Here is a 19,047-nt window from a genome sequence, read left to right on the forward strand (position 1 = left end):
ACGAGGTCTAAGTAAAAAGCCCCAAAAGGCATTTGCTTTGTTTGGGAGTACAAAAATTCCGAAGTTGTGACATTGAGAACGATAAACTGGAAGCTCGGTTTTTGCGCAAAAATGAACTCAGGAATCAAAAAAGTCGGTTCCGAACTTTCAGAACCGACCGTATTGGTAGCGGAGACAGGATTTGAACCTGTGACCTTCGGGTTATGAGCCCGACGAGCTACCAGACTGCTCCACCCCGCAATTATTCTGGCCTTTGCTGATGTTTTACATTCAAGCTTGCAAACTTGAAAAACCAACTTCGCTAGGAAATTGGTAGCGGAGACAGGATTTGAACCTGTGACCTTCGGGTTATGAGCCCGACGAGCTACCAGACTGCTCCACCCCGCAATCAGCTAACGGTTGAATCAATCAACCGAGATCGACACTATAACATGAGAATTCACATTGTGCAACATGACCTCCACAACGTGAACCCAAATTGCGCTCTAGGAATTGTCCGTCTTCTTGTATTTCTGCTCGCGGATCTGCTCCTGAGCTTTCATCAGCCGGTACAGACGATCTCCTTTGATTAACGGCCGAACAACAATGCGCAGGTTCGAGTTGTGCGTGAAATAACTCCATACCCAGTCAATGAAGATTAAAAGACGGTTCTTGAATCCGACAATATTCATCAGATGGATGACCAGCCAAACCAACCAACCTAAAAATCCTCCGAACACTAAACCTTTCGTTTCAACGACGGCATGATTGCGTCCGATCGTTGCCATGGAACCTCGGTCATGATATTTAAAGGGTTTAAGCGCTTCCCCGTCCTCCATCGCGAGAATGTTGTCTGCGCAGTTGTCCGCCTGCTGCATTGCCGGCTGGGCAACCTGCGGATGACCGTCCGGCCAGTCTTTCTGCTTCATGAGCGCAGTATCGCCTAAGGCAAACACGTTTTTGTATCCGCCGACTCGGTTAAATTCGTCAACAATCAGGCGATTCCCATGGCCATACATGTCTGAGCTGAACCCGCCCATCGAATTTGCGATAACACCAGCTGTCCAAAACACGTTCGCGGTGGGAATCTCTTCATTGCTGAGCCTCAGCACTTCATTCTCATATCCAAGAACACGCGTTTTCTGTTTCAGCTCAACGCCGCGGTAACGAAGATACTCCTCAGCTTCTCGAGAAGATTTCGGCTTAAATGAGTACAAAAGACGATCCTTGCCGTCGACCAAAATGATTCTCATCTTGTCAACGTCTAAGTCCGGATAATCTTTGCGAAGAACAAAGCGTCGCATCTCGGCTAAGGCTCCGGCAAGTTCAACACCGGTGGCACCGCCTCCGACAACCACAAAAGTCAGAAGCTTTTCGCGCTCCTGCATGTCGTCCGTATCTACTGCTCTTTCAAAACTCTCCAGGATGTGGTTTCTGTTGTACAGTGCCTCGGCGGTTGTTTTCAGCGCCATGGTGTTTTCTTCCAGCGCTTTGTTTCCAAAGTAATTAGTGTCGCAGCCTGTTGCTATGACGAGATAGTCATAATGCAGTCTGCCGATCGAAGTTTTGACTTCCTGAGTTTCAGCGTCGGTTTCCAAGACTTCGCACATGCGGATATGGAAGTTTTTTCTGCCGGCAAACAAGCTGCGAAACGGAAATGAAATGGACGAAGGCTCAACGCCAGCTGTCGCTACCTGATAGAGGAGCGGCTGGAAATTGTGATGATTGGTTTTGTCCAGAAGAACAATCTGAAACCGCTCATCTTTTAGCCTTTTGCAGAAATTCAGTCCTGCAAAACCTCCTCCGACAACAACGACTCGTTTGAGTTCTGCCGAGCTCGGAATATCCATTAACCGATCCATTGAAAAGTCCTCTAAGTTCTATGCGCTGATTTTTATACATTCCTATTCAACTGTCATCACCCATTCAGATGAGAACTTGTTTTCAAGTGCGAAAATCTGTAACAGACGCCTACTGCGGCACGGCTTTTTATGTTTATTAGGATCAAATCGATAACAAGTTTTAAATAACTTAAGTTCATGATTTAACTAACTCTCAGTTTTGATTTGCTTGCATAGAATTAAATTATTACAACCCCACATTCTCAAGATTAAATGACTAATTTTCAGACTCTCGCTTCACCTTATGCAGAACGGTTTTTAAATCAGATTCGTGAAGAAAGCCGTGACGGACGCGGCGTATCCCGTCAGGGTTACGGACCTCATGAGCAGTACGTCCACGATTTGGTTATTTCCGAGGCAAAGCGCCTAAATATGGAAATTGAAATCGATCCGGCCGGCAATTTGTGGATTACACGTCCCGGTAAAAACCGCAGTCTCCCCGGCATCGTTTCCGGTTCTCACGGAGATTCCGTTCCCGAGGGCGGAAACTACGATGGTCTTGCAGGGGTCTGCGCTGCTATGACGGTTGCGGATATGCTTGATCGACTGAATGTTCAGCTCGAGCGTGATTACACGGTTTTAGTCACACGCATGGAAGAAAGCTCCTGGTTTGGCAGAGCCTATGTCGGCTCATTAGCGCTTACCGGAAACCTTAAACCGGAAGAAGTGCAGCTGAGACACCGTATCAGCGACCGTACGCTTTTCGATACGATTAAAGACGCCGGGTTCGATCCTGTTGCCATGACAAGCGGAAAACCGCTTAAAGAGCTCTCCAACATTGCCGCCTTTATTGAACTTCATATCGAGCAAGGCCCCACTCTGGAAAACAATCCGACACACCGCATAGCTGCCGTTACCGGTATTCGAGGCAATCTGCGTCACAAGATCTGCAGAGTTATCGGCGAAACTGCGCATTCCGGTGCGGTTAATCGTGAATTCAGACACGACGCGGTACTCGCGCTCGCGGATCTTCTTAGCAGAATGGACAAACACTGGAAAGAATGGCTTGATGCGGGCGAAGATCTGGTCTTCACATGCGGCGTCGTAAACACTGCTAAAACCGCAGCGATTGCGATTATTCCCGGAGAGGTTACTTTCGGTCTTGATATGAGAAGCCTTTCCATGGATACGCTTTATCGATTCCATAATCTGATGCTGGCTGAATGCGATGAAATCGCTAAAGAAAGAGGCGTCCGCTTCGAATTCGACAATGTTCTTGTCTGTGAAGCGAGCGGTGTGGATCCTCAGGTTCGCGGAAGAATCGAAAAGGCCGCAGCCGATCACAGCCTTAACGCGCTCTCAATCCCGAGCGGCGCCGGCCACGACGCAGCGGTTCTCTCCAACGCCGGTGTTCCTGTCGGCATGATTTTCGTCGCTAATCAGAACGGTTCCCATAACTGGCGTGAAGCCATGAAGCTTGAAGATTTCATCCAGGGCGCCGAACTGCTTTGGCACACTGTATGTGATTATGACAATAAATAACTAATCTCCTTTTGAATCCACTGATATCCCTGTTTTTGCGGGCAGTTGAGACCCTCCACTCATCTGCCCGCTTTTTTCTTCTTCAAGCCCTTGTGTATCACTCGGAACTATAATTGCCTACTAACGTAAACCGAGTAATGAATCAAATGTATTACAAAGCACCGACATTTTTAATTGTCCAGGACGATGAAGGTCAGATTGCCTTTCAGCGTGAGGATCTGATGCGCTACAGCGGCGCGCGCGGACTTATCGCCAGCGGAGTGGTCCTGCGCCTCATTCTCGCTGCTTCCGAAGACCTTTGCCCCGGAAGCATTCCTTTCCGTAAAGAATTTAAATTCAGGACCTCCTTCCCCGGTGACGAGGTTCGAGACGGAATAGAACTTGTTACAAGAGCGGTAACACAAGGCAGATTTACCTTGGATCTTTCGATCGGACCGGATTTTGCGCCTGCGACACCGGCCGGCGGAAGAATGTATTTTGAGGTCGCCTATAAAGATAAGGCGACGTCTTATGTTCTTGATCCGAGCATCTTTACTCAGCAGTGGCTTGAAGAAGTTGTGCGTCACCAGGAAGGGAGCGTCAGCAAGGAAGCTCATGCCAAATATCTTGAGTACAAGTATCAAATCCTCGGAATGCTGCTTTCTCGTCCGGAGGTCTTTACGCAGCGTGAGCCGGTGAGCATCGATCGCTTCAAATAGATATCAGTATGGGCAAAAGAGAAATTCATTTTTGTGAAAAATGCGGCCACCCGACTAAACGGGAAATACCCGAAGGAGATACGCACGAGCGCGATGTTTGCCCGTCCTGCGGCTACATCGCCTATATCAATCCGATAAATATTGTCGGTACGGTACCTTATCTCGGCGACAAGGTGCTGCTCTGCCGTCGGGCTATCGAGCCGAGGCTCGGATACTGGACACTTCCCGCGGGTCACCAGGAGGTTCAGGAAACAACACGCGAAGGCGCTGAGAGAGAAACCGAGGAAGAAGCCGGAATCCATGCGGAGATTTCTTCTGCGCCCTACATCCTTCTGGATATTGCGCACGCCGATCAGCTTCATCTGATGTTTCTTGCGCGCATGAAAGACGAAAGCGTTAACCCCGGACCGGAAACCTTTGAAGCTAGGCTTTTTAGCGAAGAGGAAATTCCGTGGGACAAGCTCGCCTTTAACTCGGTGGAAAAATCTCTGCGCTTATTTTTTGCGGATCTGAAAAAAGGCGCCTTCGGCTTTCATTACATTGAAAAGCACACCCCGGGCAAGTTTTTATAGGATTTGCTGTCATGTCGGAGATTAAATTCATCAGCGGTGCGGACAGCTTTAAGGTTCTCAATCCGCTGAATCCGATTTACAAGCAGCGTTATGAAGGTATTGTCGCTTTTTCCGATACGCTTCGCGCAGAGATGCTTCGTGCGGGTTACGCTAAAGGCGTGTTTCCGTGGTCGGTCTCTGCGCCCTACCTGTGGTTTTTTACCGATCCGCGTTTGGTACTCGATCCGAGTCAGCTGATCATTTCTCATTCGCTTCGCAAGCGGATTAGAGACGCGCTTCAGAATGTTTATCGAAGGGACGGGATTAAACACAAGCTTGAGATTTTCTTAGACCATGCTCCGGAAGATGTCCTAAGCGGCTGCGCTGCCGCTCGCCCGGGACAGGACGGCACATGGATCAGCCGTCCTTTGAGACGCGCATATCTTGAAAGCATGAAAGACGGATTCTTTCATACGATCGAATGCCGAGTTGACGGTAAACTTGCCGCAGGTCTCATGTTTGATTCCATCGGAAGGATGCTGTACGGAGAATCCATGTTTACCGCCTTTCCCGATCTTTCCAAGCTCGCGCTTTCCATGCTCTGCTCTATCGCCCGCAGCGAATCTGTTTATATGATCGACTGTCAGGAAGCGACCGAGCATCTCATCAGTCTCGGCGGAAAAAAACTGAGCGGCTCAGACTTTTATCAATCTCTTCAGAAAGAGACCGCACGAGATCCTATTGACTGGCGACTCTATTGCGGCCGTTCACTCAATGATTGTCTCGGAATTCTCCTCTCGGATAAATAGTTTCTCTTATCGCTTTCTTTTAAATACAGCGATTTCACGGGCATTTAGGTAAAACTTTAATACCCGATTCAGACAGCGGCGCATTTGCATTGCTATACTTTTTCTATTCCGATTCTTCGGAAGGTTTATTTGTACCTACGAGAAGAACGAATCAAACATTATTTTGGAAAATTTTCGGCAAACTAATATTAACGGACCGCTATGAACGCCTTATACAAAGCCGCTAAGACCGTGCTGTTTCGCTTTACACCGGAACAGGCGCATCACATTATTCTCTCGAATCTTGACTGGATCACTCAGTTTGGTCTCCAGAAACTCGTTACGCGTCGTTTCCCTGAAGATCCTATCGAAGTAATGGGACTGCGTTTCCCTAACTGCGTCGGACTTGCCGCCGGCATGGACAAAGACGGAGAGCACGTTACCGCTTTCGGCGCATTAGGATTCGGTTCTGTGGAAATCGGTACCGTCACGCCTAAAGGTCAGCCCGGCAATCCGAAGCCGAGATGCTTCCGTCTGGTTAAGGACGACGCCATCATCAACCGCATGGGCTTTAATAACGTAGGCGCTATTCAGGTCGCGAAGAATCTTCAGAGCGCAAGAGCTTTCCGCAACAGAGGCGGCATCCTCGGCGTCAATATTGGCAAAAATAAAGTCACGCCGAACGAAGACGCGCTCAGCGACTACATTAAGTGCATGGATCGCCTCTACATGAGCGGCGACTATATCGCTATTAATATTTCTTCTCCCAATACGCCGAATCTTCGTGATTTACAGGCGGACGCCGAGCTGGATCATCTGCTCGGCGGCATCGCGGAGCACCGCCGTAAACTTACGGATCAGAACGAAGGCAAAATCGTACCGATCGCGGTTAAGCTCGCCCCTGACCTCAGCGACGACGGTATTCGTTCCGCGCTTGATATTATTGTGAAGCACGGAATGGACGGCGTGATCTGCACCAACACCACGATTACCCGTGAGCCGGTCGCGCATAATCCGCTCTCTAAAGAGACAGGCGGTCTTTCCGGCAAACCGCTCATGGAAAGATCCACCGAAGTCTGCCGTCTTGCCTCGGAACACCTTCAGGGAAGACTCCCGATTATCGCTTCGGGCGGAGTCATGGAAGCCAAGGACGCGGTTGAGAAAATGAAAGCCGGCGCATCCATTGTTCAGCTCTATACCGGCTTTATCTTTAAGGGGCCCGAGCTGATCGCGGATTGCTCTGAAGCGATCGCGCAGTGGCGTTCTCTGAATAAAGCTTAATTAAACGCCGAATCCATATGAAGTGTTTTATCGGACTGCCGGCTGCGAAAGAAGCGGTGCCCCATCTTTGCGAACTGCAGAAACGAGCGTTCTCGCTTGATCCTGCGTCTCGTATTATTCCGGCTGAAAACTTCCACGTCACGCTTGCGTTTATCGGAGAGATCACACCCGAGCAGGCTCAGCTCGTCGCTCAGGGCGTGGACATCATGACGGATTTCAGCTCAAGGAGCTGGCGCATTACTCGAAGCGGCCGGTTTGTTCGTCCGAAAGTCTTTTACGTCAGCGGCGAGCGCTATGAACCGATTTTCCATCTGGCTCGCGAAGCGGCGGAAATTCTTCATACGCTGAACATTCCTTTTGATGAAAAAAGCCGCTTTACACCCCATATTACAGTTCTGAGAAATTCTCATTTGGATGAACCCGTGGTCACGCATCCCTTTGAGTGGCCAATCCTCAGAGCAAGACTATTTGAATCCAAACTGGACGAAGACGGAAAGCGCGTCTATGTTCCGATCTAATTATCAGAAAGAGAGTCAAACATGAACGGAGTCGAAATTGTTACCCGCCCGGGGTTTTGGAATATCCCCGTATGGGCAATTATCGGGATCTACGTCATCGGAATTGCGGCCTGCGTTATCTGCGCCTTAGGCATCCGCAAGTCCTATCTGCTTTGGCGCGCGGGCAAGCCCTACGCTATGGATAAGGAAACCAAACGCCGCTGGGGATTTTTCTATCGTGAGGGCCTGCTGCAGAAACGCATCGTGCGCAAGCCGCTCGGAAGCAGACTCCATTTTTGGATTTTCTGGGGCTTTGTATTTCTGTTTTTCGGGACTGCGCTCGCCGTACTGGACTGGGATATCGGCAAACTGATTTTCGGCAAGCAGTTCCTTGCGGGCGGTGTTTACTATTTTTATAAGCTGATTTTGGATATTGCCGGCGTGGTCTGTCTGATCGGCTTGGGGATGGCTTTTTACCGACGCTTTATTAAAGAAGGCCGTCAGTTTGAAAAGTCGATGCGTTTTATTTACATTCTCGGTTCTCTCGCAGTCATCATTATCACCGGCTACATTGTGGAAGCGCTTCGTCTTGCCGCAGAGCAGCCCGCGCATGCTGTATGGTCGCCCGTCGGCAACTTCATTGCGCAGGTGTTCTACAGCGGCATGAGTAAAGAGCAGCTCGAGGCGCAGCATCTCTGGGTTTGGATTTTCCACGGTCTGATTTCTCTCGCTTTTGTTGCGCTCATTCCGGCAACCTACTTTTCTCATATGTATAAGAGTCCGACCAGCATTTACTGGCAGAGAACCAAACCGAGAGGACTGCTTGAAAAAATTGACGACATTGAGGAGCAGGAAAGCTTTGGTATTTCCAAGTTTGGTCAGTTCAGCTGGCACGATCGTCTGAACTTTGACGCCTGTGTTGAATGCGGCCGCTGTACATCGGTGTGTCCGGTCAACCGTGCGGGCGGCCCGCTTGATCCGCGAGAAATTATTCTTTCGCTTAAAAAACGCATGGAAGAAGGCTACAGCAAGTCCGAAGATATTCTTGTTCCGGATGAAGTTTCCAAAGAAGCGCTTCTTTCCTGCACCACCTGCGGCGCGTGCGTAGAACAGTGCCCTTCCCGCATTGAGATCGTCAATACCATCGCCCAGATGAGACGTTCCGTCGGTATGGAGGAAGGACAATTTGCCGAAGGCGTCGCAAAGACACTGCAGAATATTCAATCGGTGGGCAATCCCTGGGGCCTGGACCCGGACGAGCGCTTTGCATGGGCTAAGGATTTAGACATTCCGTTTGCGGAACCCGGAGTCCACTACGATATTCTGTATTGGGTCGGCTGCTCCGCTTCTTACGATAAACGCAACCAGAAGATCGCGCGTGCCATGATTAAAATCCTGCGCGCTTCCGGTCTGAGTTTCGCTGTCATGGCTGAAGAAATGTGCAATGCGGAATACGCTCGGCGTGTCGGCGAAGAGTATCTCTTCCAGATTCAGACTCAGATGAATATTGAAAACCTGCGCCAGTATACGTTCAGCCGCATTCTTGCGCACTGCCCGCACTGCTTCAATACGCTGAAGAACGATTATCCCGAGTTTGAACGCGGTCAGTTCAACGTTATTTCGCATGTTCAGTTCATTGCCGAACAGATGGATGCGGGCCGCATTAAAGCGTCCCTGTCTGAAAAAGAGCGCATTGCGGTTCATGACGCCTGCTATTACGCCCGCTATAACCAAATCATCAACGCTCCGCGCTTTGATCTGAATAAGGTTGAAGGTCTTGAAACCGTCAATCCGAAGGAATGGGGATGCAATACGACCTGCTGCGGCGCGGGCGGCGGTCAGTTCTGGACCGATACGGACGCTTCAGAGCGCCTTAACGTTATCCGCCTGAAAGCGATCGTCGATACGACCGGATGCGACAAGGTCGCAACGAGCTGCCCGTTCTGTCTGTCGATGTTTGATTCGGCCAAGTCTCAGGATAAATCACTATCTGAAATTTCAATTGCGGATGTTGCCGAAATTATTGCGAAAAATCTAAAATAATCAATAGAAGTATTAATGAATTAAAACTACCCAATGGAAAATTCCGCTTACAAGGCAAACATTCAGGTGCTTGACCGCACCAGCGCGATTCTGAGAGTTTTGACTCAGCATCATGAACCTGTCAGCCTCAAGGTCATTGCCGATGAAACGAGTCTGCATGTTTCCACCTGCTACCGAATTTTGAATGATTTGGTTCGGCTTCGTTTTGTGGAAAAAGGATCGGTTGCGGGGACTTATCGTTTAGGTCTGCGCTTTCTCCAGCTCGGCAATTTGGTCAGAGAGCGGATTTCCGTTCGAGATACCGCTAAATCCGGGATGCAGCGTCTGCATAATCTGACTCGTCAGACGGTTAATCTTTCGATTCGTCAGAATGATTCGATTGTTTATATTGACCGCATTATGCGCGAGCGCCCCGGAATTCAGGTTGTGCGCACGATCGGCGCGACCGCCCCGCTTCATACGACAAGTTCCGGCAAACTTTTTCTCTCGGAAGATTCTTTTGAGCAGATCAGAGCCTATGCGCTCAGAACCAACCTTGAGCCTTCCACGCCGAAAAGCATTACGGATTTGGATCAGCTGATCAATGAATTAAATCGAGTCAAAACACTCGGATTTGCCAAGGACGACGAAGAGCTTGAGCTCGGCGTCTGCTGCATCGCGGCGGGCATTCGAGACGATTCGGGCAAATTGGTCGCGTGTTTATCGATCTCATCGCCCGCAAATAATGTTCAGGAAGGCTGGATCAGCGAGCTCAAGCATGCGGCCGACGATATTTCCGAACATTTAGGGTATGTCGCAACACCCGGAGAACTTTACGTTCGACCGGACTTTTCCTAACAGCTTTGACGGCCTGCCCTAAAGAAGGGCTTTTTCATCATGACGCAGCAGTGCCTCTTCTGTCATCTTCCCGATCAGTTAAAAGTTCAAGCGGAAAACGCGCTCGCATTCGCAATTTTTGACGGGTTTCCGGTGAATCCGGGCCACACACTCATTATTCCGAAACGCCATGTTGCTTCCTACTTTGATCTCACCGAAGATGAAGTCCGGGCTATGCATGAACTTTTAAGGCAAATGAAAGTCCGGATAGAAAATGAATTCCATCCGGACGGTTTTAACATCGGCGTCAATGTCGGCGAAGCCGCGGGACAATCGGTTTTTCATGTGCACATGCACTTAATTCCGCGCTTTAAGGGCGACATTGAAAACCCGAGAGGCGGAGTTCGAGGCGTCATTCCCGCTAAGAGAAGCTACTGATCACAGAGCGCCTCGGTCAAGCGCCTTTTTAATTTCCTGCGATTCTTTGGTAATTCTCGCCTCTTCTTCCTGTCTGCCGTAGCGCTCCATTGCGAACTGAACAATCGCTTTGGCGAGCAGATCGTCCGGCACAAAGGAAGCGGCAACATTTTCTTCCTTGAGACGAAGTGCTTCCTCATCCGTGCCGGCAGGCATAATCGCTTCGATTTTTGTATTCAGAAGGCGCGCAGTCTCCATAATTTTGCGGCAGGTAATTTCGTTTTCCACCGCCATAATGACAAGCGCCGCATCCTGAATATGCGCCTGAATCAGGATCGCAGGGTCGGATGCTTCACCGCAGACCGCATTGATTTTGCGCTCTCTGAGTGACTCAACATTTGTGCGGTTCTCATCGATCACCACAACCGAGAGATTACGCTCAAGCAGGAGGCTGAGGATTTTCTCGCCTTTTTCTCCGTCTCCGATCAGTACGATATGGCCGCGCAGAAACTCAGAATCGACATCATCGGGCATCAGTGACATCGGATCTGTTCGTGCATCCATACGGCGGGCAAAAGCCCAGTGTTTTTTTATGAAGGCGCGCACAAAATCCGCGCTCGCGAACGCGAAAGGATTCAGAGCGATGGAGATAATCGCACCCGCAAGCACAAGGCTCATCCCCTCCTGCGGCAGAATTCCGAGCTGGATACCAAGCGCCGCAAGAATAAATGAGAATTCCCCGATCTGCGCAAGCGAAGCGGAAACCGTAATCGCTGTATGCAGCGGGTAGCGGAACAGAAGCACGAGGAAAAACGCGACGAGTCCCTTGCCGAGAACAATAATCGCGAGGACCGCCAGTACGTGAAGCGGCTGCTCAATCAGAATTCTCGGATCAAACATCATGCCCACGCCGACGAAGAAAATTACGGAGAACGCGTCGCGCAGCGGCAGAGACTCGATAGCGGCTCTGTGCGAGTATCGAGACTCACGCATGACCATGCCGGAGAAAAACGCTCCGAGCGCGAAAGAGACACGGAAAATTTCCGCGGCTCCGTAAGCAATCCCGATCGCAAAGACCAATACTGAAAGCGTAAAGAGTTCACGCGAGCCGGTTTTAGCCACTTGGCGCAGAAGCCAAGGCAGAAGGCGTTTTCCGACGATCAGCATCAATGCGATAAATCCGAAGACCCGAGCAAGCGTCCAGAGAATGATTTCCCACAAGGGTTCAGCTGCCGCGGCCTCCGGCTGAGACGCGCCCATCATAAAGGCAAGAGGCGGCAAAAGCACCAGAATCAGAACGGTCATAATGTCTTCAACCACAAGCCAGCCGACAGCGATCTGACCATCATGGCTTTCAAGCAGCCTGCGGCTTTCCAAACCTTTTAAAAGAACGACTGTGGAAGCGCAGGATAAACATAAGCCGAAAACGATACATTGTCCCCAAGGCCAATCCCAGCAATGCGCAAGCAGCGCGCCGAGCACAGTTGCCAATCCCATCTGCAGAATGGCGCCGGGAACCGCGATTTTTTTAACGCGCAGAAGGTCCGTCAGAGAAAAATGTAGCCCGACCCCAAACATCAGCAGCATGACGCCGATTTCGGAGAGCTGGCCCGCGATACCAACGTCACCCACAAACCCCGGTGTCGTCGGAGAAATAATAATGCCCGCAAGGAGGTAGCCTACTAACGCAGGGACCTTAATTCTTTCCATCACGAAGCCAAGCATCCAAGCGATCGCAAAACCAATTGCAAGCGTGGAAATAAGACTGAAACTGTGACTCATTAATATGCTCCAATTATGATGGGTTGGTTGGCTGAACCAGAGGGATTTTGCTGTTTTCGACGATTTCCTTGTCCTGAGGATTGTCGCCCTCGAGCAATTCTTTGCGTACGAGATCGCACATTTTATCCGCAAGAGCGTTGGATGCCTGAACCACCATACCAAGGTTGTCTGCGGTCATGTTAGCTGCTTCACTGTCTGTTGTTGCACGCAAAATAAACTTGATATCCGGATTCAGCAGTTTGGAAGTTTCAACCACCTTACGCTCCAGGATTTCATCGCGAATTGTCAGAATTAATAATGGGCTCTTATGTACGTGAGCCTGAAGAAGCGAGGACGGATCAACTGCGTCGCCCTGAATGGCAGTCAAACTGCTGCGTCTGAGCTTCTGCACCAAAGCATCGTCCTTATCAAGGATTACAACCGGAATGTTTAATTTGTTTAATTCATTGCAAAGTTTTCTGCCGACTTCGCCATAACCGACAACCACGACATGGCCGGTGATTTTCTTTTGTTCGACGTCATCAGGCATCAGAGACTGAGGAGACGGACGGGCGGCCGCCACGCGAAAAAGTTTACTTTTTCTTTTGAGGAAATCGCCGACCTTTTGCATACTTGCGAACGCAAACGGGTTGACCGCGATAGAGAAAATCGCTGCCGCAAGAACCAGGTTCATGCCCTCTTCCGTCACAAGACCAAGACTTTGGCCGAGGCCCGCCAAAATAAATGAGAATTCGCCGATCTGCCCCAAGCAGGCACCGAGAGTAAGCGCGGTACGCAGCGGATAGCGAAGAAGCACCACGAGGATTGTTGCGATGACCGGGTTAAAGAGCAGAATAATGAGCAGAATGCCAAGCAGATGGAACGGATGCTCCATGATGACCGACGGGTCGAACATCATTCCGACACCGACGAAGAAAATCACAGAGAACGCGTCACGCAGCGGCAGCGACTCAATCGCCGCCCGATGCGCATACTGAGATTCGCGCATGACCATGCCGGCAAAAAAAGCGCCGAGCGCGAACGAGACGTGAAAGATTTCAGAAGCGCCGAATGCGATTCCGATCGCGACTGCCAGCACACATAGCGTAAAGAGTTCGCGCGAACCTGTCTTAGCAACCTGCCAAAGCAGGAACGGGAGCACCCGTTTACCGATCACCAGCATCAGAACAATAAAGACAATCACCTGAGCAAAAGTAATCAGAAGGAGCTGCCAGAGCGGAACCGCGGTGTTCTGTGCTTCTCCTCCCAGCATTGAGGAGAGCGGCGGAAGAAGAACGAGCAGAAGGACAGTTACCATATCCTGAACGACCAGCCAGCCAACCGCGACGTTTCCGTCAAAGCCCTGCAGCAGACCTCTCGCTTCAAGCGCCTTAAGCACCACAACCGTTGAAGCGCAAGACAAACAAAGTCCCATGAGCAGTGCGTGACCGAAATTCCATCCCCAGAGATAAGAAAGAGCTGTGCCGATCAGAGTGGAAGAAATCATTTGGCAGATCGCGCCAGGCACGACGAGTCCCTTGACTTTGATTAGATCCGATAAGGAAAAATGCAGTCCGACACCGAACATCAGAAGCATGACGCCAATTTCAGCAAGCTGATTTGCAAGCGCCAAATCTACATCGAATCCGAAAACCGAAGGGGATACCAAAATACCTGCGATAAGGTATCCGACAAGCGCTGGCACTTTAATTTTTTCCGCAAAAAAGCCCAGTACGAGAGCGACTCCGAAACCGATCGCGAGCGTAGAGATGAGTGAAACAGAATGCATTTTCGGTATTGTTTGAATTAACTGCTCAAAGTTGGCTTTAAAGTTGTTAATTTTACGCAATCGGGAAAAGAAATTTTGGATAATCCCCGTTGTAAGTGAATAGAAGATTAGTTCGACAATACCGATGAATAAACCGCTCATTGCAAAAATCAACGATAAATTTGAGGCTGCGCTTTTAATTATCCAGGCGGGCGCGCTCATGGTCATTACTGTTGCAACTGCAATTGCCATTGTCGCTGAGGGTTACGACATGTTCCATTCAAGAACTATCGGGCTTGCGAACCTTCTGCTTCTGTTTCTTTTTATCGAGATTTTGTCAATGGTGCGACAGTACGCACTCGGGCAGCATGAATTAAAGCTAAAAACACCGCTGGTCATCACGGTCGTCGCAGTCGCCCGTTACCTCATTATCAATATGGAGCATCTCACAAGCAAGTGGATTCTTCTCACCTCCATTTCTATATTGATTCTCACGATTTCGCTTTTAATTTCCCGCCAAATCAAAGGGCTTCATGATGACGAGATGGAGGACTTAAAAATGTCATCAGCTAAAAAACTCCTCGCAAAGCTCACGGCTAAAAATAACAACAATGAGGGATAATTAAAATACAATTCGTGTTTGTGCCAATAGTTTTTCCTAGGGTGATTACTAAAATGTACCCAATGGATTTGTAATGAGTAGAAATCTATTTTTTTGCGCAAAGATGTCCTTTTGCGTTTAACCTAGGAGAACAAGATGGTTTTGACCAAAATTTCCGCTGCTGTTGCTTTAGCAGGTTTTGCAATGGCTGCAGGTGCTGTTACTTACACACCCGGAACCTACACAGAAAAAGTTAACGGCCACAATGCTGCTTTCAATGTAAGCGTTACCGTTAGCAAGAACAAGATTGAAAAAATCGAATACCCAGACAACCTCGAAACCATTGGTGTTGGCCGTGTGGCTCTGGACAAGCTGTCCAAGAAGATTATCGACCGTCAGTCTCTCGGAGTTGACAATGTCACAGGTGCAACGATTTCTTCCTTTGCTTTAAAGGGCGCTGTTAAGAAAGCTCTTGAAAAAGCCGGCGTTTCAAAAGACGACATGGCCAAGCTGCAGAAGAACACAGAAAAATATACGGCTCTTCCGGCTGAAATCAAGACTCAGGTTGTCGTAATTGGCGGCGGCGGATCCGGTCTTGCTTCCGCGATTGCAGCTCAGCAGGCAGGCGCCAAGGTTATTGTTCTTGAAAAACTTGGTCTTCTTGGCGGCTCCACTAACGTTTCCGAAGGCGCTCTGAACGCAGCCGACCCGGAACGTCAGGGCAAACAAGGTATCGAAGACTCGATCCAGAAACACTATGATCAGACGATGAAAGGCGGTCACGATATCGGCAACCCTGTTCTGGTTCACTACCTCACAGACCATGCTCTGGAATCCGTCCACTGGCTCGAAAGCATCGGTGTTCAGTTTAAACCGGAAGTCGGTACAGCTACAGGCGCGCTCTGGCAGCGTTCTCACTACCCTGCCACTCCGTCCGGCAATACTTACATCCGTTCATTTGAAAAGTACATCAACGCACATAAAGAAGACATTCAGGTCTACACAGACATGAATGCCGAGTCTCTGATCAAGGACAAGGCCGGCCGCGTTATCGGCGTCGTCGCTAAAGACAACCATACCGGCAAGACCACCAAGTTCATGGCTGACAAGGGTGTTATCGTCGCCACCGGCGGTTTCGGCGCAAACGTTGAACTTCGCCAGAAAGTCAATACCGGCGTCTTCAAAGACTACGACCTCGGCAAGGGCATCGGCTGCACGAACTTCAACAAGTCCGCTCAGGGCTCCGGCATCATCATGGGAGAGAAAGTCGGTGCCAACGTCATTGGTATGTCTGACATCCAGGTTCATCCGTGCGGCACACCGGGTACAGGTCTGATGGAAATGGTTCGTACATCCGGCCGCAACCGCGTCTTCATTAACAAAGACGGCAACCGCTTCGTCAACGAAGGCGCAGCTCGTGACGTTCTCGCGAAAGCAATTTTTGCTCAGCCGGGTGCTACATACTACGTCCTCGTCAACCACCTGCGTTATCCGTCTCTTGACTGGGTTGACGCCAACGGCGCGAAGATGAAAGACATGATCGACCTCGGCCGTGTTGTTTCTGCTCCGACACTTGAAGAACTGGCTAAGAAACTTGACATGCCGGTTGAAAACCTCAAGAAGTCCATCGCCGACTACAACGCTGTCGTTGCCGGCACTGCTGAAGACAAACTTGGCTTCAAGGCCAACAACAAGGCTGACAAGCAGATGACCGAAGGTCCTTGGTACGCCTGCAAGAAGGTTCCGACTGTTCACCACACAATGGGCGGTCTTGAAATCAATGACAAGGCTCAGGTCCTCGATAAGAACGGTAAGGTTATTCCGGGTCTCTACGCTGCCGGAGAAACTACAGGCGGTATCCACGGTTCCAACCGTCTCGGCGGCAACGCAATTGCTGACATTATGACATTCGGTCGTGACGCCGGTACACACGCTGCCAAAGGCAACTAATCCTTTGTCGATTAGCTAGATCTAAGTTTTGAGGGCTCCACTCGGAGCCCTCTTCCTTTATATGCTTTTTGATTTTTTATTTGTTATCTATTAAGAAGCCCTTCTATCTCTTCGGCAAGAGAAAGCAAGGCATAATCCTCTCTTGCTTTAGCGCCGATCATGATGCTTCTCGGCAGAGTCACGCTAAAATCAATCGGCATTGAAAGCGAGGGCCCTCCGCCGATGGCCCACCAGTCCAAGTAATTCAATGAGAGAACAGCTTGCGCGCCGCTCATCTCTAATGCCTCCCCAATCAGGCGATTCGCCTTCTGAGTATTGATTTGAACAAGAAAATCTAACGCTTTACCATGAGGCAGCTCCGTTTCCTGCGCGTATGTAAGCCGTTCCATTCCGTAGGGATGTGCATGAGCGCGGGAGATATATCGTTCTACAAGCGCTTCAAAAGTTTTTGGCTCTGTCTCAGACGCATATCTTTGAAGGAAGTCTGTCATATCCTTTTTAATATCCGCTGACGAGATTGTCTTGTAGTCAAATTCCACCATCGGCGCGCAGCGGAATTCTATATGGAATCCGCCATTTTTAAGCGCGGAGATCAAACGGCGGACGCTCCGACTATTCAGTGCGGCTTCGTCTCCCGGAGAGATAAAGAAGAGAAGCGTTCTGCCGTTAAACCTTTTTTTCCTGAGTGACTCCGGCGTAAAAGACTGAAAATCAAACTCGTCTTTTCCCAGCATGGACGAAAATACAGTTTTTAGCCCGCTGATGCTTCTTGCTAATACGCCCGGCGCATCAAAAGACGATGAAAGCGGAATAATGCCGCTTCTGGAGACTGAACCTCTGGTCGGCTTAAAGCCGTAGACGCCGTTTGCCATCGCGGGCATCATAAGGCTTCCTCGAGTTTCGGTTCCGAGCGCAGCATCACAGAATCCCGCCGCGCAGGCAATTGCGGAGCCGGAACTTGATCCCCTGCAGGGGTGCTGCGCCCCGTTCGGGTTCCTTCCAAAGCCGCCTAGTTCAGAATAACCGTCTTTAAGCACCCGCGTCGTCACAAAGCCCGCGAGCTCCGTCAGATGTGTTTTGCCAAAGATATCGATCTGTGTATTTTTTCGGATTTGACGAACACAAAAAGCGTCAGGCAGCATAAGATGTCTGAGCGCGTAGGATCCTGCGGACGTAAAAAAATCTTCTACGCCGATATTATCTTTTACGAGGATTCTAAGTTTTGCCGTATCCTTCGGTCTTCTGCAAAAACGCACCGCTCTGAGGTTCTCGTTGTAAGCACGAATGCGCGAAAACATTTGCTGCGCAGACAGCGGTTCATTTAGAGGATAAGAAAAGTCCTGCATCGCTTGAAGCTCCCGTTTTTTAGTCATCATAACTGAAACAGGAGCTCCACTACGCTCTGCTGCACTTTAGAAGCGGCACTCCAGAGCAGTTAGGAAACTAAATTTATTCAAATAACCGGCCTCAACCGACCAATTGAAATTCGGTGTAATTTCCCAACGGAAGCCTGTCAGCATATTCCAAGGCGATTTAATGCGCTGCTCCACATTGAATTCGCCGTTTCCGTGCCAGTTCACTGCGGAAATAATCTGCTGAAGCTTGGGCGAGAATGATAAGTTCGTCAAATTTCCGCGGAAATTCTGCTGCACGCTGTAATACATTGCGCCAACCCAAAAATTTAATTTACTTTGCGGAAGTCCGAGTGACTCGGCAGCCGGAAGCGTAAAGCGGTATCCGACTCTCGGAGAGAACGTAAAGGCTTTGATGTCGCCTTTGATAATATTGAGATCGGTCTTCGTGTAATTCAAATCGAGCAGACCAAACCAGTTACCGACTCCACCCGCAAGCGTTGTGCCTAGACCATAAGTGGTTCCCTTGAATTTCAGGACAAAATCCAGCCCGTCCATGTCGCCGATCCCTTTGATAATGTTATTGACAAAGCGATTGGTGGAACCCACGTCAATCTTAGAGACGGATTTTCCTTTGGTTCTGCCTGCAACCGCATACACATTCAAGAAAGGAAAGAGCCAAGCGTCGGCACGAATCGTTTCTGTATGGCTTCTCTGCTTCGTACTGTGAACATCAATCTTAAATAGATCGGATGGAATGTCGAGGATTGTCGGCTTGTTTGGACGGAAAATATTGTTGATTTTTAAAGACAATCCGCCAAAAGTAATGGATTTAACATCGATATCCTGACGGATATGCATGTAGTTTCCCCCTATACCGTACGGATTGGGCAGTTCATAACCGCGCTCACGCGCTTCTTTGCCGAATATCGGAAGAAAAGGATCATCCTCCCCCTCATCCGGTTCCTCCCTAAGGGTCACATACGGCGCATCCTGGATGTTGGCCAACTCAACGCCTTCAGGGTTCAGGGCATATTTGGAAGAATCAGAAAACTCTCCGGCACATGCGCACAAAGGAACGCAGACAATCGTCAGATATTTAAGAAGATATAAATTTTTCAAAGGATGAGCCCCAAAAGTAACCTTAATCGCTCGACAAAAA

Annotated in this window: 16 protein-coding genes and 2 tRNA genes; 11 read left to right on the top strand and 7 right to left on the bottom strand. The window is 49.6% G+C overall.

Annotated features, from left to right (window positions below):
- Positions 1 to 163: 163 nt before the first annotated feature.
- The 3 genes from AC6I1F_RS06385 to AC6I1F_RS06395 all read right to left on the bottom strand — a co-directional run bounded on the left by AC6I1F_RS06385 (position 164) and on the right by AC6I1F_RS06395 (position 1,841).
- Positions 164 to 240, bottom strand: a tRNA-Met gene (locus AC6I1F_RS06385).
- A gap of 70 nt (positions 241 to 310) precedes the next feature.
- Positions 311 to 387, bottom strand: a tRNA-Met gene (locus AC6I1F_RS06390).
- A gap of 98 nt (positions 388 to 485) precedes the next feature.
- Positions 486 to 1,841 carry an NAD(P)/FAD-dependent oxidoreductase gene (locus tag AC6I1F_RS06395; protein ID WP_290173126.1) on the bottom strand — a complete coding sequence of 452 codons (1,356 nt, stop codon included), beginning with the start codon at positions 1,839 to 1,841 and terminating at the stop codon, positions 486 to 488.
- A 252-nt stretch (positions 1,842 to 2,093) separates the two neighbouring features.
- On the opposite strand from AC6I1F_RS06395, the gene AC6I1F_RS06400 reads away from it, so the two are divergent.
- The 9 genes from AC6I1F_RS06400 to AC6I1F_RS06440 all read left to right on the top strand — a co-directional run bounded on the left by AC6I1F_RS06400 (position 2,094) and on the right by AC6I1F_RS06440 (position 10,474).
- Positions 2,094 to 3,362 (top strand): hydantoinase/carbamoylase family amidase, encoded by a 1,269-nt coding sequence (locus AC6I1F_RS06400; RefSeq protein WP_160335876.1) that lies wholly within the window; start codon positions 2,094 to 2,096, stop codon positions 3,360 to 3,362.
- A 113-nt stretch (positions 3,363 to 3,475) separates the two neighbouring features.
- Positions 3,476 to 4,060 (top strand): hypothetical protein, encoded by a 585-nt coding sequence (locus tag AC6I1F_RS06405; RefSeq protein ID WP_290373132.1) that lies wholly within the window; start codon positions 3,476 to 3,478, stop codon positions 4,058 to 4,060.
- A gap of 23 nt (positions 4,061 to 4,083) precedes the next feature.
- On the top strand, positions 4,084 to 4,632 hold the full coding sequence (locus AC6I1F_RS06410) for an NUDIX hydrolase (protein ID WP_370267554.1): 549 nt from the start codon (positions 4,084 to 4,086) through the stop codon (positions 4,630 to 4,632).
- An 11-nt stretch (positions 4,633 to 4,643) separates the two neighbouring features.
- A complete protein-coding gene (locus tag AC6I1F_RS06415; protein ID WP_290372650.1) occupies positions 4,644 to 5,420 on the top strand; it encodes a leucyl/phenylalanyl-tRNA--protein transferase in 777 nt (258 codons plus the stop codon).
- A gap of 201 nt (positions 5,421 to 5,621) precedes the next feature.
- Complete coding sequence (locus AC6I1F_RS06420; protein ID WP_160335879.1) at positions 5,622 to 6,680, top strand: quinone-dependent dihydroorotate dehydrogenase; 1,059 nt, start codon at positions 5,622 to 5,624, stop codon at positions 6,678 to 6,680.
- A gap of 17 nt (positions 6,681 to 6,697) precedes the next feature.
- Positions 6,698 to 7,198: an RNA 2',3'-cyclic phosphodiesterase gene (gene thpR, locus AC6I1F_RS06425; protein ID WP_497801677.1), complete on the top strand. Its 501-nt coding sequence runs from the start codon at positions 6,698 to 6,700 to the stop codon at positions 7,196 to 7,198.
- Positions 7,199 to 7,219: 21 nt separating this feature from the next.
- On the top strand, positions 7,220 to 9,220 hold the full coding sequence (locus AC6I1F_RS06430; RefSeq protein WP_497801678.1) for a heterodisulfide reductase-related iron-sulfur binding cluster: 2,001 nt from the start codon (positions 7,220 to 7,222) through the stop codon (positions 9,218 to 9,220).
- Positions 9,221 to 9,253: 33 nt separating this feature from the next.
- Complete coding sequence (locus tag AC6I1F_RS06435; protein ID WP_290373130.1) at positions 9,254 to 10,057, top strand: IclR family transcriptional regulator; 804 nt, start codon at positions 9,254 to 9,256, stop codon at positions 10,055 to 10,057.
- A 39-nt stretch (positions 10,058 to 10,096) separates the two neighbouring features.
- Entirely contained in the window at positions 10,097 to 10,474 is a 378-nt protein-coding gene (locus AC6I1F_RS06440) for an HIT family protein (RefSeq protein WP_290373129.1), read from the top strand.
- Here AC6I1F_RS06440 and AC6I1F_RS06445 read toward each other — a convergent pair whose 3' ends face one another.
- Positions 10,475 to 12,235, bottom strand: a complete 1,761-nt coding sequence (locus AC6I1F_RS06445; RefSeq protein WP_290373128.1) for a cation:proton antiporter — start codon at positions 12,233 to 12,235, stop codon at positions 10,475 to 10,477.
- Positions 12,236 to 12,248: 13 nt separating this feature from the next.
- Positions 12,249 to 14,003, bottom strand: a complete 1,755-nt coding sequence (locus AC6I1F_RS06450; RefSeq protein ID WP_368430517.1) for a cation:proton antiporter — start codon at positions 14,001 to 14,003, stop codon at positions 12,249 to 12,251.
- 124 nt (positions 14,004 to 14,127) lie between these two features.
- Here AC6I1F_RS06450 and AC6I1F_RS06455 point away from each other — a divergent pair, with 124 nt between their 5' ends.
- The gene (locus AC6I1F_RS06455; RefSeq protein ID WP_290373126.1) at positions 14,128 to 14,604 is read left to right on the top strand and encodes a phosphate-starvation-inducible PsiE family protein; all 477 of its coding nucleotides are present in this window, start codon (positions 14,128 to 14,130) and stop codon (positions 14,602 to 14,604) included.
- A gap of 135 nt (positions 14,605 to 14,739) precedes the next feature.
- Positions 14,740 to 16,533 (top strand): flavocytochrome c, encoded by a 1,794-nt coding sequence (locus AC6I1F_RS06460; RefSeq protein WP_289168554.1) that lies wholly within the window; start codon positions 14,740 to 14,742, stop codon positions 16,531 to 16,533.
- A gap of 83 nt (positions 16,534 to 16,616) precedes the next feature.
- On the opposite strand, the gene AC6I1F_RS06465 is transcribed toward AC6I1F_RS06460, so the two are convergent.
- Together AC6I1F_RS06465 and AC6I1F_RS06470 are read right to left on the bottom strand one after the other, a co-directional pair.
- Positions 16,617 to 17,909, bottom strand: coding sequence for an amidase family protein (locus AC6I1F_RS06465; RefSeq protein WP_497801679.1), 1,293 nt, complete (start codon positions 17,907 to 17,909; stop codon positions 16,617 to 16,619).
- A 36-nt stretch (positions 17,910 to 17,945) separates the two neighbouring features.
- Positions 17,946 to 19,007, bottom strand: coding sequence for a hypothetical protein (locus AC6I1F_RS06470; protein ID WP_289187528.1), 1,062 nt, complete (start codon positions 19,005 to 19,007; stop codon positions 17,946 to 17,948).
- Positions 19,008 to 19,047: the final 40 nt, after the last annotated feature.

The organism is Parasutterella sp. St.1A3, assembly GCF_059728705.1.

What these genes read in the sequence shown, in the direction of transcription:
- AC6I1F_RS06395 (WP_290173126.1), bottom strand. Translation starts at nt 1,841, where the DNA reads ATGGATCGGTTAATGGATATTCCGAGCTCGGCAGAACTCAAACGAGTC.
- AC6I1F_RS06400 (WP_160335876.1), top strand. Translation starts at nt 2,094, where the DNA reads ATGACTAATTTTCAGACTCTCGCTTCACCTTATGCAGAACGGTTTTTA.
- AC6I1F_RS06415 (WP_290372650.1), top strand. Translation starts at nt 4,644, where the DNA reads ATGTCGGAGATTAAATTCATCAGCGGTGCGGACAGCTTTAAGGTTCTC.
- AC6I1F_RS06420 (WP_160335879.1), top strand. Translation starts at nt 5,622, where the DNA reads ATGAACGCCTTATACAAAGCCGCTAAGACCGTGCTGTTTCGCTTTACA.
- thpR (WP_497801677.1), top strand. Translation starts at nt 6,698, where the DNA reads ATGAAGTGTTTTATCGGACTGCCGGCTGCGAAAGAAGCGGTGCCCCAT.
- AC6I1F_RS06430 (WP_497801678.1), top strand. Translation starts at nt 7,220, where the DNA reads ATGAACGGAGTCGAAATTGTTACCCGCCCGGGGTTTTGGAATATCCCC.
- AC6I1F_RS06435 (WP_290373130.1), top strand. Translation starts at nt 9,254, where the DNA reads ATGGAAAATTCCGCTTACAAGGCAAACATTCAGGTGCTTGACCGCACC.
- AC6I1F_RS06440 (WP_290373129.1), top strand. Translation starts at nt 10,097, where the DNA reads ATGACGCAGCAGTGCCTCTTCTGTCATCTTCCCGATCAGTTAAAAGTT.
- AC6I1F_RS06445 (WP_290373128.1), bottom strand. Translation starts at nt 12,235, where the DNA reads ATGAGTCACAGTTTCAGTCTTATTTCCACGCTTGCAATTGGTTTTGCG.
- AC6I1F_RS06450 (WP_368430517.1), bottom strand. Translation starts at nt 14,003, where the DNA reads ATGCATTCTGTTTCACTCATCTCTACGCTCGCGATCGGTTTCGGAGTC.
- AC6I1F_RS06455 (WP_290373126.1), top strand. Translation starts at nt 14,128, where the DNA reads ATGAATAAACCGCTCATTGCAAAAATCAACGATAAATTTGAGGCTGCG.
- AC6I1F_RS06460 (WP_289168554.1), top strand. Translation starts at nt 14,740, where the DNA reads ATGGTTTTGACCAAAATTTCCGCTGCTGTTGCTTTAGCAGGTTTTGCA.
- AC6I1F_RS06465 (WP_497801679.1), bottom strand. Translation starts at nt 17,909, where the DNA reads ATGATGACTAAAAAACGGGAGCTTCAAGCGATGCAGGACTTTTCTTAT.